The sequence below is a fragment of the Ciceribacter sp. RN22 genome (genome assembly GCF_024054295.1).
GTDB classification, from domain to species: Bacteria; Pseudomonadota; Alphaproteobacteria; order Rhizobiales; family Rhizobiaceae; genus Allorhizobium; species Allorhizobium lividum.
The window spans coordinates 2,093,812-2,110,046 of the sequence record NZ_JAMXLD010000001.1 but is presented as its reverse complement, the minus strand read 5'-3'; the positions used below and the strand labels follow the sequence as shown (position 1 = coordinate 2,110,046).

Genomic DNA, 16,235 nt, shown 5'->3' with positions numbered 1-16,235 from the left:
CTTTTACACTTCCCTTCGGCGGGCGAAATGCTCTAAAGGCCCTGATGTGCGGCGTTCGGGCCGCGCGGAAATTTGTCGAAAGAGCAGAAATGGCGGGCGTCGAGCATATCAGGGTGGATGCGGACGAGGCCGGAATGCGGCTTGACCGTTGGTTCAAGGTGCACTTTCCGGGCCTCGGCTTCGGAGCGTTGCAGAAGCTTCTGCGCTCCGGCCAGGTGCGCGTCGACGGTGGCAGGGCGAAGAGCGATACGCGCGTCCAGCCGGATCAGATGATCCGCGTGCCGCCGCTCGACGTCGACGCCAAGGCCAAGACGGGGCCGATCGCCGGCAAGGACCTGAAGCATTCCGGTGACGGCGAACTCCTCTCGCGGATGCTGCTTTACGAGGACGACAAGGTCTTCGTACTCAACAAGCCGGCTGGCCTTGCCGTTCAGGGTGGCTCGGGTGTTACCCGCCACATCGACAAGATGCTCGAGGCCTGGACGAACAAGAAGGGCGAGAAGCCGCGTCTCGTCCATCGTATCGACCGTGACACCTCCGGCGTTCTCGTCGTCGCCCGCTCGCGCGGCGCGGCACAAAAGCTGACGGCCGCTTTCCGCGAACGCGACACCCACAAGATCTATTGGTCGCTGGTGAAGGGTGTGCCGCGCAAGCACGAGGACAAGATCTCGACCTGGCTCGTCAAGGAGCAGACCCCGGACGGCGACCGCATGCGGGTCGCCAAGCACGGCGAGGAGGGGGCAGACCACGCCGTCTCCTACTACCGGGTGATCGACACGGCAGCGCAAAACCTCGCCTGGCTGGAGATGGAGCCCTATACCGGGCGCACCCATCAGCTTCGCGTCCATGCCCTCTACATGGGGCATCCGATCATCGGCGATCCGAAATATTTCATCGACGATCCGAACTGGGATTTCCCGGGCGGCATCCAGAAGCGGTTGCATCTCCATGCCCGCTACATCGATATTCCGCATCCCTCCGGCGGGCGGCTCAAGGTCACGGCGCCGCTGCCGCCGCACATGGTGCAGAGCTGGAACCTGCTCGGCTTCGATGAAGCCGACGGGGCGAGGGACGAGGAATGAAGCTCGTTCTCTTCGATTGCGACGGCACGCTCGTCGACAGCGTCTGCCTCATCCATGCGGTGATGACGCGCACCTTCCTTCATTTCGGCCATGCCGCGCCGGATGTCGAACACACCAAGGCGATCATCGGCCTGAGCCTCGATCTCGCGATCGCCACCATGCAGGGCAAGCCGGACGTCGATCACGAGGCGGGGGCGATGGCGCTCTACTACAAGGCGGTGTTCACTGAGGTGCGCGCCGAGCAGGGCTTCGAGGAGCCGCTTTACGACGGGATCGCCGAGGTGATCGCGGCGATGGTTCGCCGTGACGACCTGCTGATCGGGGCGGTGACCGGCAAGTCCCGCCGTGGCCTCGACGGCGTGCTTGAAACCCACGGGTTGAAGCCCCATTTCGTCGTTTCACGGACGGCGGACGAATGTCCGTCGAAACCCAATCCGGCCATGGTTCTGGAGTGCTGCCGCGAAACCGGCATGGATGCGCGGGATGCGGTCGTCATCGGTGACGCGATCTACGACATGCAGATGGGCAAGGCCGCCGGCGCCCGGGCGATCGGCGTCTCCTGGGGCTATTCGACGACTGCTGCGCTGCTGCTTGCAGGCGCGGACGCCGTCGTTGACCACCCGGCCGACCTTTTGGCCCATGTCATGAAAGGAGCCGTCGATGCGTGACCTTCTCAGCGATTTCGGCCCCGAGCCGAGCGATCCGGACCCGGTACGCCGCGCGCAGATCCAGATGCAGCGGCCGCAGGCGAAGCGCTTCTACACCGAAGTCGGCACGCGGAACGAGGATGAGGCCGTTGCCATCCTGCTCGACGGTCGCGGCGTGAAGACGCCGGCGAAACATCCGCTGCGCCTGCCGACGGCCGATGCCGCCGAGCTCGTCGCTTCGGAGTGGCGCGCCCAGGGCGAAACGATCGACCCGGCGACGATGCCGATGACCCGGCTTGCCAATACCGCGATCGATGCCGTCGCCGAACAGATCGACGCCGTGTTCGAGGATATCGTGCGCTACGCCGGCAACGACCTGCTCTGCTACCACGCGGAATCGCCTCAGGAACTCGTCGAACGACAGGCGCGGCAGTGGGGACCGGTGATCGACTGGGTGGCTTCCTCCCATGGCGCGCGGTTCATTCTTGCGGCCGGCATCGTCCACCAGGCACAGCCACAGGCGGCAATCGAGGCCTTCGCCAAGGCACTCGACGCCTACCGGACCCCGTTCGAACTCGCTGCACTGCACGTGGTGACGACGCTGACCGGCTCGGCGATCCTGGCGCTCGCCTTCGCCGAGGGCTTCCTTTCCACTCCGGAGGTATGGGCGCTCGCCCATCTCGATGAGGACTGGACCGAAGAGCACTGGGGCGTCGACGAGGAAGCGCAGGCCCGCAGGGCCAAGCGCTTCGAGGAGATGGATGCCGCGGCGCGCCTGTTCCGGGCCGTGCGGGCTGCCGCTTAACGCCGCGCTAACCATACCGGTGACAGTCTCTTCCGACCGAATCGGGATCGGATCAGCCTGCCATGTGTCTGCGGTTCTGCCACGCCGTCATCGCCCTTCTTCTTTGCGCTCTGCTGTCCTCGTGCAGCGTCGCGGGCGTCGAGCTCTTGACGCCGCGCAAGGTCTATGACGTTCGCGACCTGACGGTGCTTGCCGATGTCCGCGTGCCGCAGACCGTGGTCGTCGGCACCGACAGCCGGATCGCCGCGGCGATCGCTGCGACCGCGCCGCGGCCGGAGGCGCCACCGGTGGTGCTCTCGGTGCGGATCGGCTCCTATCGACCCGACATTTCGCCGCTCAACCACCGCAGCGAGGCAACCGTCACGGTGACCGCGATCTCGGTCATCGACGGTTCTCCGGTCGCCACCGCGACGTTCCCGGTGACGAGCGAAACGGAAACCCCCGATTTCGAGGCGGAGGCGCTCGCCGAGGCGGTCGCCGCGCGCATCCGCTTGCTCTTCGCCTTGAGCATGCCTTCTGCGCGTCAGTGACTGGCTTTGGGGCGGTTTGCAGGCGTTCTGTTCGAATTGACTTCACCGCCGCTTGCGCCTAAGCGTTTTCTCATTCGGATGGTTTCCGCGCCGTCGATACGGGGCGGAACGCAAAAGGGAATGCGACGGTGGGGACCCAAGCCGGGCCTGCCAATCGCAGCCGACCCCGCGACTGTAGAGCGGTGAGGGTCAATCATCCGGTGAGCCGGAATGCCCGCGACGGGTCCGCAAGGCGCGGACGGCGGGTTCTTCGGCGAAGCTGGAAAAGCCACTGGAGTGGCGACACGATCAGCCGGGGCCGGGACGCCTCTATTTCTACGAATCGTCCGCCTCTTCGTGCCGCTTCGAAGCTCCGGGAAGGCGAGGTTGCCCCGCTGGCGCTTGGCGCCTCAACCGCGAGCCAGGAGACCTGCCACCCGTGCCGGGCTTTGAAAGCCCATCCTGGGGAAAAATCCCCGTTGCCAGCACGGAGGTTGTCGTGGCGACATCTTGTGACGGCGGGATTGTGCGATCCCGCATTTCCACATCCTTTCTGCCGGGCTGCGCGCCCGGCCTCTTCTCATGTCCACCTTTCCGGCGCTCTGGCGCGGAGGTCCGTCCTTGAGCGCGGCCGCCGGCCATAGCGTGTTCGTGCTCGGCGGTGCCCGTTCGGGCAAGTCGCGGCATGCGGAATCGCTTGCCGAGGCAAGCGGGCTCGAACGCCACTATGTCGCAACGGGACGCGCCTTCGACGATGAAATGCGCGAACGCATTGCCCTGCATCGTGAGAGCCGCGGCGGGCTCTGGACGACCCATGAGGAGCCGGTGGACCTTGCCGGCGTTCTCCGACGCATCGATGCATCGGACCGTGTCGTGCTCGTCGACTGTCTGACGCTCTGGGTCACGAACCTGATGCTGGACGAACGCGATGTCGCCGCCGAAAGCGCGCGCCTCGTCTCGGTCCTGCCAATGCTTCGGGCGCGGCTGATCCTCGTCTCGAACGAGGTCGGGCTCGGCATCGTGCCGGAAAACCGCATGGCGCGCGAATTCCGCGACCATGCCGGACGGCTCCACCAGATGGTCGCGGCGGTCGCGACCGAAGTCTATTTCGTCGCGGCGGGACTGCCGCTGAAAATGAAGGGTTGAACCATGCTGCAGCAGAAGATCCCGGCAACCGTCATCACCGGCTTTCTCGGCGCCGGAAAGACGACGATCATCCGCAACATGCTGATGAACGCCGGCGGCAAGAAGATCGCGCTCATCATCAACGAATTCGGCGACCTCGGCGTCGACGGCGAGGTGCTGAAGGGCTGCGGCGCCGACAACTGCACCGAGGACGACATCATCGAGCTCACCAATGGCTGCATCTGCTGCACGGTGGCCGATGATTTCGTGCCGACCATGCAGCGCCTGCTGGAACGCGACGAGCGGCCGGATCACATCGTCATCGAGACCTCCGGTCTCGCCCTGCCGCAGCCGCTGGTCGCCGCCTTCAACTGGCCGGACATCCGCACCCGCGTGACGGTCGACGGCGTGGTGACCGTGGTCGACAGTGCCGCGGTGGCGGCCGGGCGTTTCGCCGACGACCACGACAGGGTCGACGCAATGCGCGAGCAGGATGCCTCGCTCGACCATGACAGCCCGCTCGAGGAGCTCTTCGAGGACCAGCTCACCTGCGCCGATCTCATCGTTCTCAACAAGACCGATCTGCTGGACGGCGAGGGGATCGCCGCGGTCCGCTCCGAGGTTGCTGGACGCATCAACCGCAAGCCGACGCTGGTTGAGGCGAGGAACGGCGAGGTTCCGGCGATCGTGCTCCTCGGCCTCGGCGCCGGTTCGGAGGCCGATATCGGAAACCGCAAGTCGCACCACGAACTGGAGCATGAGGCTGCCCATGCCTCCGGCGAGGGTCACGACCACCTGCACCACCACGACCACGACGAGTTCGAGAGTTTTGCGCTGCGGCTTCCGGCGATCGCCGATCCGGCGGCCTTCGTCGAGCGGCTGAGAGCCGTCATCGAGGCCCACGACATCCTGCGCCTCAAGGGCTTCGTCGACGTGCCCGGCAAGCCGATGCGGCTCGTCGTCCAGGCGGTCGGTTCGCGCATCGACACCTATTTCGATCGCCCCTGGGCGGCCGGCGAGAAGCGCGAGACCCGCCTCGTCGTCATCGGCCTGCACGAATGGGATTTCGCGGCGGTGGTTGAGGCGGTCGAGAAGGCGGCCTGAGGACCGATTGAGAGCGATGGACGCATCAGTTACCCCCTTCTGGCCCGCCGGCCATCTCCCCCACAAGGGGGGAGATCACCATGCGGCGACGCTCGGTCGTTCCGTCAGCGCTGAAGGGGGGCGGTTGTTCGGAGCACGGGTCAGAAGGATTTGGTGGGAAGCGCGATTTGTCGCCTTCCGATCTCCCCCGCGTCGGCATTCGACACTGGGCTATCTCAGCCCGATGGAATTTGAAAACAAGGTCGGATTAGCTTAACTCGGTGTCCGAAAAACCGGCAGCAGGCCAGCCGTTCCTCTCTCCTTGAGGGAGAGGAAGCGATTTCGGCAGCTTAGGCCGAAGGCGTAAGTGCCAGAAATCGCAGGTGAGGGGGACGTCAAGCAGGCGAAACCGACCCCCTCACTTGGAATTTCTAACACTTAGCTGAAGTAGGGCCTTGCACAGTCTTCGCGCGGCGTCGCGCTCAGGCCTTCGTTCGCTCAAATCGATCCACCGGATCGATGGCGCCGCCGCGCGGAGCGACCCCGTAGGCGTACGGGCTGCCCCTCATCCGCCTGCCGGCACCTTCTCCCCATCGGGATGGGGAGAAGGGACTCGTGGTCACCGTCCCGGTCGTCCCGTCTTGCCCTTGGTGCGGCCCTTCTTTTTCTGGTCCGCCGGGTCCTCGTAGGAGCCGGCACCGGGGCGGGCGCGGATGATGGGGCGGGGGTCGTCCGGCCCTGAGCGTGGGGCACCCCCCTCTGTCCTGCCGGCGTTCGTTGCTGCAATCGATTCGCTGGATCGATTGCTCGGCTTCGCCGACCGCTCCTCACCCCCCACAAGGGGGGAGATCGGGCTGCGGCCCGGTTCGGCCCCCGGCTTCTCGGGCACCTTGCCGGTCACCGGTTTTTCGGTGCGGCCGACGGTCATTTCGTCGAGGGTGTTCTTGCGGAAGAGCGAGCGTCCGGCCGGTGTCGGCAGGTCGGTGCCGGGGCCCATGTCGTCGAGCGACGGCTTGGCGAAGTAGGACGCTTGCTCCGCCGATCTCCCCCCTTGAGGGGGAGATGTCGGCGTAGCCGACAGAGGGGGGTGATCGGCGGACGCTTCATTGGGGGATACCCCCCTCTGTCCCTGCCGGGACATCTCCCCCTCAGGGGGGGAGATCGACTCGCGGCCGGCGCTGCGGGCACGGCCGGTCTTCGAGCGCGAGGAGAGGGAGATGCGGGGTTCACCGGAAGACCCCTCCCCAACCCTCCCCACAGGGGGGAGGGAGTTCGCCGCGCTTGCGGCGGCCTCCCGGTCTCCCCCCTTGTGGGGGAGATGGCCCGAAGGGCCAGAGGGGGTCTGTTCCGCACTCGCCGCCGGACTTGACTGCTTCCCTCTCGCGCCTTCGGCACTCGCCGCCTCCTGCCGGGCCATCGGGTCGTCCATGGCGGCGAGTTCGACGGCCTTGAGGCGCTTGATCTCGTCGCGGAGCCGCGCGGCGGTTTCGAAATCGAGGTCGGCGGCGGCGTCGCGCATCTGCTTTTCGAGCGCGTTGAGGTGGGCCTGGAGGTTGGCGCCGACGAGATTGCCGCCTGCCGCAAAGCCCTTGCCGGCGACGCCGGAAATGTCGGCGCGGACATGGTCGCGCTCGTAGACGGAATCGAGGATGTCGGAGATGCGGGCCTTGACCGATTCCGGCGTGATGCCGTGCTCGATGTTGTAGGCCATCTGCTTCTCGCGGCGGCGCGCCGTCTCGTCCATCGCCCGCTGCATCGAGCCGGTGATGTTGTCGGCATAGAGGATGACCTTGCCGTCGACATTGCGGGCGGCGCGGCCGATGGTCTGGATGAGCGAGGTTTCCGAGCGCAGGAAGCCTTCCTTGTCGGCGTCGAGGATGGCGACGAAGCCGCATTCGGGGATGTCGAGGCCCTCGCGCAAAAGGTTGATGCCCACCAGCACGTCGAAGGCGCCGAGGCGAAGATCGCGGATGATCTCGATGCGCTCCAGCGTGTCGATGTCGGAATGCATGTAGCGGACGCGCACGCCCTGCTCGTGCAGGTATTCGGTGAGGTCTTCCGCCATGCGCTTGGTGAGCACGGTGACCAGCGTGCGGTAACCCTTGAGCGCCGTGTCGCGGATTTCGCCGAGCACGTCGTCGACCTGGGTCTTGGCCGCGCGGACCTCGACCGGCGGGTCGATGAGGCCGGTCGGACGGATCACCTGTTCGGCGAAGACGCCGCCCGCCTGATCCATCTCCCAGCCGCCGGGGGTGGCGGAGACGGCGACCGTCTGCGGGCGCATGGCGTCCCATTCCTCGAAGCGCAAGGGACGGTTGTCCATGCAGGACGGCAGGCGGAAACCGTATTCGGCGAGCGTCGCCTTGCGGCGGAAGTCGCCGCGATACATGCCGCCGATCTGCGGGATGGTGACGTGGGACTCGTCGATGAAGATCAGCGCGTCGTCGGGGATGTATTCGAAGAGGGTCGGCGGCGGCTCGCCGGGCTTGCGGCCGGTCAAGTAGCGCGAATAGTTCTCGATGCCGGCGCAGGAGCCGGTGGCCTCCAGCATCTCGACGTCGTAGCGGGTGCGCTGTTCCAGCCGCTGGGCCTCCAGCAGGCGACCGGCGGCCTCGAGCTCGCCGAGGCGGTGCTTCAGCTCGTCCTTGATCGCCTTGATGGCGGCGTTCAGCGTCGGCCGCGGCGTCACGTAGTGGGAGTTGGCGTAGATCTTCACCGTCTGCATGTCGCCGGTCTTCTGGCCGGTCAGCGGGTCGAACTCGGTGATCGCCTCGATCTCGTCGCCCCACATGCTGATGCGCCAGGCGGCATCCTCCAGGTGGGCGGGGAAGATCTCGATGGTATCACCGCGGACGCGAAAAGAGCCGCGGGTGAAGTTGATGTCCTGACGCTTGTACTGCTGGGCGACGAGGTCGGCCAAGAGCTGGCGCTGGTCGAGGCGGTCGCCGACCGACATCTGGAAGGTCATCGCCGTATAGGTCTCGACCGAGCCGATACCGTAGATGCAGGAGACCGAGGCGACGATGATGCAGTCGTCGCGCTCGAGGATGGCGCGGGTGGCGGCGTGGCGCATCCGGTCGATCTGCTCGTTGATCGAGGATTCCTTCTCGATATAGGTGTCTGAGCGCGGGACGTAGGCCTCCGGCTGGTAGTAGTCGTAATAGGAGACGAAGTATTCGACCGCGTTGTCGGGGAAGAAGTTCTTGAATTCCGAATAGAGCTGCGCGGCGAGCGTCTTGTTGGGGGCGAGGATGACGGCAGGGCGCTGGGTCGCCTCGATCACCTTGGCCATGGTAAACGTCTTGCCCGAGCCGGTGACGCCGAGCAGCACCTGGGTGCGGTCGCCGGAATTCAGGCCCTCGACGAGGTCCTTGATGGCGGTCGGCTGGTCGCCGGCGGGCTGGTAGTCGGACTGCATGCGGATGGCGATGCCGCCTTCGGATTTTTCCGGCCGGGCGGGGCGGTGCGGCACCCAGATCTCGCCGTTCTTGAACAGCGGGTTGCCGCTCTCGATCAGCTTCGACAGGGCGTCGACGGTGGCGGTGACGCCGCCCTTGGCGAGCGCGCCCGCCTCCTCCAGCGACACGTCGAGGCCGGCGACCGGGTTGAGGCCGGCGGCGGCACGGGTCTTCGGGTCGGAGGAGCCGCCGATGGAGACGCCGCGGGAGGTTTTGGAGGAGGTCGCTTTCGTGCTCACGGCCGCACCGCCCTTCGGGCTGGCCTCCGCACCTGTTTTCTTTTGCGCGCCTTCGGCGTCGCGGGATGGCGCCGGACGAGAGGCGGCGGCCGCTTGGCCGCTGCGCTTCGCTCTGGCAGCCACCTCCACGGCCTCGGCGTGCTTGCGCGCCTCGTTCTCGACCTTCTTGCGGTGCTTGCCGGCCTTCGAGGCGATGTCGCGCTGGCTCTCGACGGTGGAGGCTTCCGCCTCCGCCTCGAGCTGCTTCACCCAGTCGGCGACGGAACCGGCGAGCGGCGCGCCCTCGAACGCAGCCTGCGGCGCCTCTTCAAATCCATTCCCTGCATTCACGGCCGCATCGCCCTGCGGGCTGGCCGACCTGCGGGGCGCGGAATTGTCCGCGACGGGCACTTGCCCTTGCCGGGCTTCGCCCGGGCGGGCGGCGGAATCTTTCGGTGTCTTGGCCATGCGCCGAATATGGAGAAATGGCCGGCGGATGGAAAGGGGCGGCGACGAAAAAACGAGTACAAAAAGGAAACATAACGCAGCCTGCTGACAGGAACTGTCAGGACGCGGCCCGCCATCCGCAGGCAGCGCCGCTTCCTTCGGTCAGGCGACCGCGCGGCCGTCCTCCAGCGCGGCGGGACGATCCGCGCCGAGCCAGCCGAAGAGGGCGGCGAGCGGCATCGGCCGGGCGAAATGGTAGCCCTGGGCGACGCGACAGCCGAGCAGCGCCAGCACCTCGGCATCCTCGGCCGTCTCGACGCCCTCGACGACGATGTCGAGCGCCAGCGCGTGGCCGAGGCCGACGAGGGCGGCGATGAGGCTCTGGTTGGTGCGCGACCCGGCGACGCCCTTGACGAAGCTGCGGTCGATCTTCAACCGGTCGACCTTGAGGTCGATCAGGTAGGCGAGGGAGGAATGGCCCATGCCGAAATCGTCGACGGCGAGCTTGTAGCCGGCATTCTCCAGCCGCTTGAGCTGCTCGCCGGCGCCTTCGGTGTCGAGCGTCGCCTCCTCGGTGATCTCGATCTCGAGCAGGGCGGGATTGATACCGCGCGGTCCGGCGACCCGGCCGAGCATGTCGGCGATGCAGTAGAGCGAGAACTCCCGCGGCGAGATGTTGAGGGCGACGGTCGCCTCCGGCAGGCCGAGCGCCGGCAGGCGGGTGAGCAGGTCGCAGGCCGCGGTCGCGACATGTTCGCTCAGCGCTTCGGCAAGGTGCTGCGAATGGGCGGCCTGGACGACCTCGGGCGGCGAGATCGGGCCGAGGCGCGGATGGGTCCAGCGCAGCAGCGCCTCGAAGCCGGTGACGGCGCCGTTGTCGAGCCGGACCTGTGGCTGAAACCAGGCCTCGACGGCACCGTTGCGGATCGCGTCGGCAAGGTCCTGTTCGACCGCGTGCTGGCGCTCGATGCGCGCCTTCAGCGCCGGGTCGAATTCGCGGATGCGGCGGCGGCCGTGGTCCTTGGCCTCGTAGAGCGCCATGTCGGCGAAGGCCATGAGTTCCTCCGCGCTCGACGCCTGGGCCGGGAAGCAGGCGAGGCCGATGCTGAGGCCGATCACCGAGCTGGTGCCGCCGACCGGCACCGGCTCCTGGCTGGCATCCTGCAATTGCTGGGCATAGGAAAGCGCGCGCCGGCGCGCATTGCTGCCGGTGAGGATGATGCCGAATTCATCGCCGCCGAGCCGGGCGACGAGGCCATCGTCGCCGACCACCCGCCGCAGACGCTTGCCGACTTCCAGCAGCACGGCGTCGCCGGCGCTGTGGCCGAAGGAATCATTGATCGACTTGAAGCGGTCGAGATCGAGGAGCAACAGGGCGACCGGCTCGTCGACGGCGACAGCGCGGGCGACATCCCCACCGAGGCGGCCGTTGAAGTGCGTCCGGTTCGCAAGGCCGGTGACGGGATCGCAATTGGCGAGGACCTCGAGGCGGCCGTTCTTGCGCAGGATGTCGCCATGGGCTTCGGAAAGCGAGAGGGCGAGATCGGTCGCCTGGAGCTTGGCGAGCTCGTTGCTCGAGAACACCTGCTCGGCCGAAAGGCTATGACGGTAGAGGACTGTCGTCAGGGCGGCGGCGTTCGCTGCAAGCACCAGCGAGGCGGAGTTGCCGGAGAGCACCAGCGAGACCAGCATCGAGAGCAGCAGCGGCGTCGCGAAGGCCATGGCCAGCTGGCTATAGCCGAGACCCTTGATGATCGCGCCGGAGGCCGTACCGACCATGATGAGGAAGAGGGCGGCGTCGCGACCGGAACCGTCGAAGCCTTCGACCGAGAACGGCAGAGCGGCCCAGGCGAGGCCGGAGACGAAGGCGCCGAAGGAGAGCAGGGTCAGGACGTCGCCGGGCCGGCGTTCGATCATGCCGCTGCGTATGCATCCGGCGGCTGAGGCATAGCGGAAGGCGAGCGTCAGCAGCACGATCGCGGCCCATATGATCACGCCGAGCGAGGTACCATGGTTGAGGACCGTAATGCCCGCCGTGGAAAGGGTGATGAAGCCGTTGAAGAGCAGCGTCGAGGTGTGGCTGGACATGATCAGGTCTGCCTGGAAGCGGACCAGTTCGGCCTGATGCTGTTCCTTACGGGAACCGTTATGCGTATCCACTCTTCCCCCCGCCCGTCCGTTTTTCGTGTCTTGTCCGGGACAATCTTTTCTCCGCCAGCATGGGGTGCGTGTAATAAAATTCGCTTAACGGCGGTGACGGATTGACGCAGGGTGCGACATTGAGCTGCAGGAGGCAGGCGGTACGGTTTCCGTCGCGCACCCCCCTCTGTCGCTTCGCGACATCTCCCCCTCGAGGGGGGAGATCGATCGGATGCGTTTGCTGCACCGCACCGGAAAGGACTTGGTATTTCGCCGCCGTTCGGCCAGTTTGATCGACGTTCCGGCGATTCGCGGCAGCGATCGACCGGTCTTGCTCCCACTCAGTCATTCCGGTGTTTCATGCCCACTCTTCTCAATCCGGCGGCGATCTGGCCGATCGTGCTGTTGTCCCTTTCCAACGTGTTCATGACGTTCGCCTGGTACGGGCACCTGAAATTCCGCCACAGCGCGATCTTCGCCGCGATCCTCGTCAGCTGGGGGATCGCCTTCTTCGAATACTGCCTGGCGGTGCCGGCGAACCGCATCGGCGCGCAGGTCTATTCCGCAGCCCAGCTCAAGACCATCCAGGAGGTAATCACGCTGCTGGTCTTCTCCGGCTTCTCGGTCTTCTGGCTGAAGGAATCGCTGACCTGGGGGCACGCCGCCGGCTTCGCGCTGATCGCGCTCGGCGCCTCGCTGATCTTCCGGGCGTAGGTGAGGGATACGGCGCGCGCCCGTGGATGCTCGGGTCAAGCCCGAGGATGACGGGAGTGTGGGGTGACCGTGGTGCCCAAAGAAGCCTTGTAGCACCGTGACGCGATCGGGGAGGCTGATGCAGCGCTCAAGTCCGATGCCGGGGCTTGCGCAGACCTCACGGTAAGGCACCCCCTTGCGACACAGGAAAGGTCGTCATCCTCGGGCTTGACCCCGAGGAATCACGCCGCGTTGCCGGTCGCGGGAGGGCGTCGTCGGTGGCGAAGAGAGCCCTTTCGGCTCGCGGACGCTCGCCGGCTGGACTCCGGCTCAGGGCCGGAGTGACGGCGGGAGAGTTGGACGGCTCGATACCGACTCCTTCACCAGCAAAATCGACGACTTGGCTTCGCCAAGACCGTGATTTTGTAACCTCTCCCACAGAGGGAGAGGCGCGTCGGCGCGCCCTTCGAGGGAGAGCGGTAGCCGATCAGGCTGCCGGAACCGGGGTCGGCTTGCCGGCGGCGTCGAGGGCCACCATGACGAAGGTGGCGGCGGTGACCTTTTCCATCGTGTGGGTGAGATAGCGCTGCGCCCAGACCTCGACGGAGAGCGTGATCGAGGTGCGGCCGACCCTGGCAATGTCGGTATAGACGCAGAGCGTGTCGCCGATCTTCACTGGCATGTCGAATGCCATTTCCTTCACCGCGGCGGTGACGACGCGGCCGCGGGCGCGCTCGGCGGCGCGGATGCCGGAGGCGAGGTCCATCTGCGCCATGACCCAGCCGCCGAAGATGTCGCCGGCGGCGTTGGCGTCGCCCGGCATCGCAAGCGTCCGCAGGGTGAGTTCGCCACAGGGTCTGGCGGTATCGGTCATGACGTCTGCTCCTTCGCTTTCATCCGTCGTCTGCCACAGGTTGCGCCGTTAAGGCGCGGGGCCCTGCCGCCCGACCTGATTAGGCAAAATCGCCGGTCTCCGCAATTGCGACGCTCGAAGGGGAGGCCTGTCCCCGGCGCAAGTCTGCGACGGTTGCGGCCGGCGCAGCGGGGACAACGAAACGTTTACGGCTTGGCCGTAAGCTCTCCGGCGATGGGCCGGATGACCGGCGGCGGCAGAGTGGTGCTGGTATGGCGTTCGTTTCCTTTCTGCAGCGTTCGATGCTGGTATTGGCGTCCGGAACGGCGCTGGCCGGTTGCATGTCGGACGAACTGATCCCGCCGGCCGAGATCGGCGACACTTCCGACTCGGTCATGCTCGAAGGCGCGGTCGGGGCGGAGACTTCCGGCCGCCGGCTGATCGGGCGGGTCGGCCGTGTCGACCGCGAGGACGTCGCCGAGAGCGCCTATTCCGCAGCACCGGCCCGCAACGGCGGTGCGCAGGCGATCGACTATCTCGACACACCCAACCTCGCAGGGACAAACAGCGGGCAGGCGGCGGCCGTGCCGGTCGCGAGTGCACCGCTCGACGATGCCGGCGACGGAGTGACGGACGCCGCGGGTAGGGACGGGCTTGCCGCCCCCGAACAGGCCTCCGCCGGTGCCTACGCCATTCCCGAAGAAGGGATCAATATCGATGCCGGGCTCGGCGTGGCGGGCGGAGAAGTCGCGGCGGAAGAGACGGCCGAACCTGTGCCGACCGGGCCGATGACGATCGCCGAGGGCAATACCGACCAGCCGGTGATCGACGGCATCGGCACCGACAACCCGGTTCTGCTGCAGCCGGGAGCGCCGCAGACGACGGACGGCGACCTTTAGCCGTCGTGGTGCGACGGGCGTACTGCAAGCGCCCGAGGCGACCTTGCACCGGCGGCGCGATAGACTAAACCCGCGAACAAGAGAGGCCATGCGTTCGGCGGATCGGGTCCGATTCCGCCCGCGGCCGAAAACCGATACCTGACCCGTCACGGCCGGAGAGGTTGCGCGATCAATGCCGGCGCTGCCTCCATCTTTCGACCGACCGTGCCGGGCGCCGAAGGAATGCCCATGTCCACCGTGCCCGATCTCGTCTTCTTCGCCGTGCTGCTGGTCTTCGCCGGGGCGCTGGCCGGCCTTCTGGCAGGACTGCTCGGCATCGGCGGCGGCGCCGTTCTGGTGCCGGTCTTCTACCAGGTTTTCGGCTATGTGGGCATCGATCCGGCGGTGACCATGCATCTGGCGGTCGGGACGTCGACGGCGATCATCGTGCCGACCTCTATCCGCTCCTTTACGGCGCACCGCAAGCGCGGCGTGGTCGACACGGAACTGCTGAAGGGCTGGATCGTCGCGGTGCCGCTGGGCGCGGTGCTGGCGACGGTCGTCGCCTCGCATGCCTCCAGCGAAATGCTGCGGCTGATCTTCGCGGTGATCGCCCTCATGCTCGCCGGCCGCATGATCTTCCTCAGCAATCGCCTGCATCTCGGCGACGACCTGCCGGGCGAGCCGGCACGCTTCGCCGTCGGCACGGTCTTCGGTGTGATCTCCGGGCTGATGGGGATCGGCGGCGGTGTGCTCAACAACACCTTCATGACGCTCTACCGGCGGCCGATCCACCAGGCGGTGGCGACATCTTCCGGCGTCGGCGTGCTGATCTCGGCCCCGGCGCTGATCGGCTACATCGTGGCCGGCTGGGGCGAGACGGGGCTGCCGGTGCTCTCCACAGGTTTCGTCAACTGGATCGCGTTTGCGCTGATCATTCCGGTGGCGATGGTGGTGGCACCGATGGGCGCGCGACTGGCGCATGCGATGAGCAAGCGTCAGTTGGAATTCGGCTTCGCCGCCTTCCTGGTCGTGGTTTCGCTGCGCTTCTTCTGGAGCCTCTACGGCTGAAGGCGGCGGCTTACGCCGCCACCGCCGTCGCCGTCGTCGCTGCCGCGGCACGCGCCGACATCAGCTTGCGCTCGGCCCGCTCCTGCTGCGGCGAGCGGTTGTAGACCTCGCGGTAGCACTTGGAGAAATGCGAGGCGGAGACGAAGCCGCAGGCGACTGCCACTTCGACCACCGGCATCGACGACTGCACCAGGAGGTGGCGGGCGCGGTCGAGGCGGATCTCGAGATAGTAGCGGGCGGGCGAGCGGCCCATCTCCTGGCGGAACAGGCGCTCGATCTGGCGGCGGGACAGGCCTGCATGGTCGGCGATATCGAGCAGCGAGAGCGGCTCGGAGAGATTGCTTTCCATGAGTTCGATGATCGACAGCACCTTGCCGTTCTGCACGCCGAGGCGGGCTCTGAGCGGCAGGCGCTGGCGGTCGTTGGGGCTGCGCACGCGGTCGGTGAGGTGCTGCTCGCAGACCCGGTTGACGAGGCCCTCGCCGAAATCCTGGCCGATGAGGTTCAGCATCATGTCGAGCGAGGCGGTGCCGCCGGCGCAGGTGTAGAGATTGCCGTCGACCTCGTAGAGATCGGCATAGACCTCCGCCTGCGGGAAGCTTTCGGAGAAACCGGGCAGGTTCTCCCAGTGGATGGCGCAGCGCTTGCCGTTGAGGAGGCCGGCCTGGGCCAGCACATGGGCGCCGGTACAGAGGCTGCCGACGGCGGCGCCGCGGTTGTAGGCTTCGCGCAGCCAGGCGTTGACCGACTTGTTGGCGAAGGTCTCGACGTCGATGCCGGAACAGACGAGCACCATGCTCGGCCGGTTCTCGCCGGAGAGGAAGCGGCGCTCGTCGGCAAGCGAGGTGTTGACCTCTATGCCGATGCCGCTCGAGGAGAGCACCCGCTGGCCGTCGGCGGAGGCGATGCGCCACTCGTAGGCGTCGTAGCCCAGCATGCGGTTGGCGATGCGCAGCGTCTCGACGGCGCCGGCGAACGGCAGCAGCGTGAACTGCGGCACGAGGAAGAAGACCAGGGAACGTTTCTTGAGTGGGTTTTTGCTCATGGCGGCAATCCGGATCAGGCGGCGATACCATATTCCTCGCTGGGAAATGGTCACCTCGATATCCTTAAAGCGACGCAAGTGGAAATAAAAGCGACATCCGCACTCCGCGAGGTGCGAAATAGCGACATTTCCTGATGTATGACGGCCGTCCTGCGTCCCGTTGCGGCGGCAAACCGGGACTG

13 protein-coding genes and 1 riboswitch are annotated in these 16,235 nt (G+C 66.6%); of the genes, 9 read left to right on the top strand and 4 right to left on the bottom strand.

The genetic code is table 11. The annotated features are described in order from the left end of the window. The first annotated feature begins 89 nt into the window (after positions 1 to 89). The 6 genes from NHF53_RS10345 (at position 90) to cobW (ending at position 5,272) form a co-directional block, all read left to right on the top strand. A complete protein-coding gene (locus tag NHF53_RS10345; RefSeq protein WP_114361657.1) occupies positions 90 to 1,082 on the top strand; it encodes an RluA family pseudouridine synthase in 993 nt (330 codons plus the stop codon). Next, the gene (locus NHF53_RS10340; protein WP_252834112.1) at positions 1,079 to 1,750 is read left to right on the top strand and encodes an HAD-IA family hydrolase; all 672 of its coding nucleotides are present in this window, start codon (positions 1,079 to 1,081) and stop codon (positions 1,748 to 1,750) included. Before NHF53_RS10345 ends, NHF53_RS10340 begins: the two co-directional genes overlap by 4 nt. Beyond that, positions 1,743 to 2,534 carry an ATP12 family chaperone protein gene (locus NHF53_RS10335; protein WP_252834111.1) on the top strand — a complete coding sequence of 264 codons (792 nt, stop codon included), beginning with the start codon at positions 1,743 to 1,745 and terminating at the stop codon, positions 2,532 to 2,534. The genes NHF53_RS10340 and NHF53_RS10335 overlap by 8 nt, the downstream gene beginning before the upstream one ends. Before the next feature lie 62 nt (positions 2,535 to 2,596). Then, complete coding sequence (locus NHF53_RS10330; RefSeq protein WP_252834110.1) at positions 2,597 to 3,064, top strand: hypothetical protein; 468 nt, start codon at positions 2,597 to 2,599, stop codon at positions 3,062 to 3,064. Between the two features lie 62 nt (positions 3,065 to 3,126). Next, positions 3,127 to 3,496: riboswitch (cobalamin riboswitch) on the top strand. A 168-nt stretch (positions 3,497 to 3,664) separates the two neighbouring features. Continuing rightward, positions 3,665 to 4,189, top strand: a complete 525-nt coding sequence (cobU, locus tag NHF53_RS10325) for a bifunctional adenosylcobinamide kinase/adenosylcobinamide-phosphate guanylyltransferase (protein WP_252834109.1) — start codon at positions 3,665 to 3,667, stop codon at positions 4,187 to 4,189. A gap of 3 nt (positions 4,190 to 4,192) precedes the next feature. Further along, entirely contained in the window at positions 4,193 to 5,272 is a 1,080-nt protein-coding gene (cobW, locus tag NHF53_RS10320) for a cobalamin biosynthesis protein CobW (protein ID WP_252834108.1), read from the top strand. 598 nt (positions 5,273 to 5,870) lie between these two features. On the opposite strand, the gene uvrB is transcribed toward cobW, so the two are convergent. Then, positions 5,871 to 9,278: an excinuclease ABC subunit UvrB gene (gene uvrB / locus NHF53_RS10315; protein ID WP_308218649.1), complete on the bottom strand. Its 3,408-nt coding sequence runs from the start codon at positions 9,276 to 9,278 to the stop codon at positions 5,871 to 5,873. Between the two features lie 258 nt (positions 9,279 to 9,536). Beyond that, positions 9,537 to 11,534 carry an EAL domain-containing protein gene (locus NHF53_RS10310; protein WP_252834107.1) on the bottom strand — a complete coding sequence of 666 codons (1,998 nt, stop codon included), beginning with the start codon at positions 11,532 to 11,534 and terminating at the stop codon, positions 9,537 to 9,539. 339 nt (positions 11,535 to 11,873) lie between these two features. Here NHF53_RS10310 and NHF53_RS10305 point away from each other — a divergent pair, with 339 nt between their 5' ends. After that, a complete protein-coding gene (locus tag NHF53_RS10305) occupies positions 11,874 to 12,227 on the top strand; it encodes a DMT family protein (protein WP_112689455.1) in 354 nt (117 codons plus the stop codon). 466 nt (positions 12,228 to 12,693) lie between these two features. On the opposite strand, the gene NHF53_RS10300 is transcribed toward NHF53_RS10305, so the two are convergent. Next, complete coding sequence (locus NHF53_RS10300; RefSeq protein WP_148155509.1) at positions 12,694 to 13,080, bottom strand: acyl-CoA thioesterase; 387 nt, start codon at positions 13,078 to 13,080, stop codon at positions 12,694 to 12,696. A gap of 251 nt (positions 13,081 to 13,331) precedes the next feature. Here NHF53_RS10300 and NHF53_RS10295 point away from each other — a divergent pair, with 251 nt between their 5' ends. Both NHF53_RS10295 and NHF53_RS10290 read left to right on the top strand, forming a co-directional pair. Further along, complete coding sequence (locus tag NHF53_RS10295; RefSeq protein WP_252834106.1) at positions 13,332 to 13,958, top strand: hypothetical protein; 627 nt, start codon at positions 13,332 to 13,334, stop codon at positions 13,956 to 13,958. Between the two features lie 228 nt (positions 13,959 to 14,186). Continuing rightward, positions 14,187 to 15,008, top strand: a complete 822-nt coding sequence (locus NHF53_RS10290; RefSeq protein ID WP_252834105.1) for a sulfite exporter TauE/SafE family protein — start codon at positions 14,187 to 14,189, stop codon at positions 15,006 to 15,008. Positions 15,009 to 15,018: 10 nt separating this feature from the next. Here the strand turns inward: NHF53_RS10290 and NHF53_RS10285 are convergent, their stop codons facing one another. After that, positions 15,019 to 16,053 carry a GlxA family transcriptional regulator gene (locus NHF53_RS10285; RefSeq protein ID WP_252834104.1) on the bottom strand — a complete coding sequence of 345 codons (1,035 nt, stop codon included), beginning with the start codon at positions 16,051 to 16,053 and terminating at the stop codon, positions 15,019 to 15,021. Between the last annotated feature and the right edge of the window lie 182 nt (positions 16,054 to 16,235).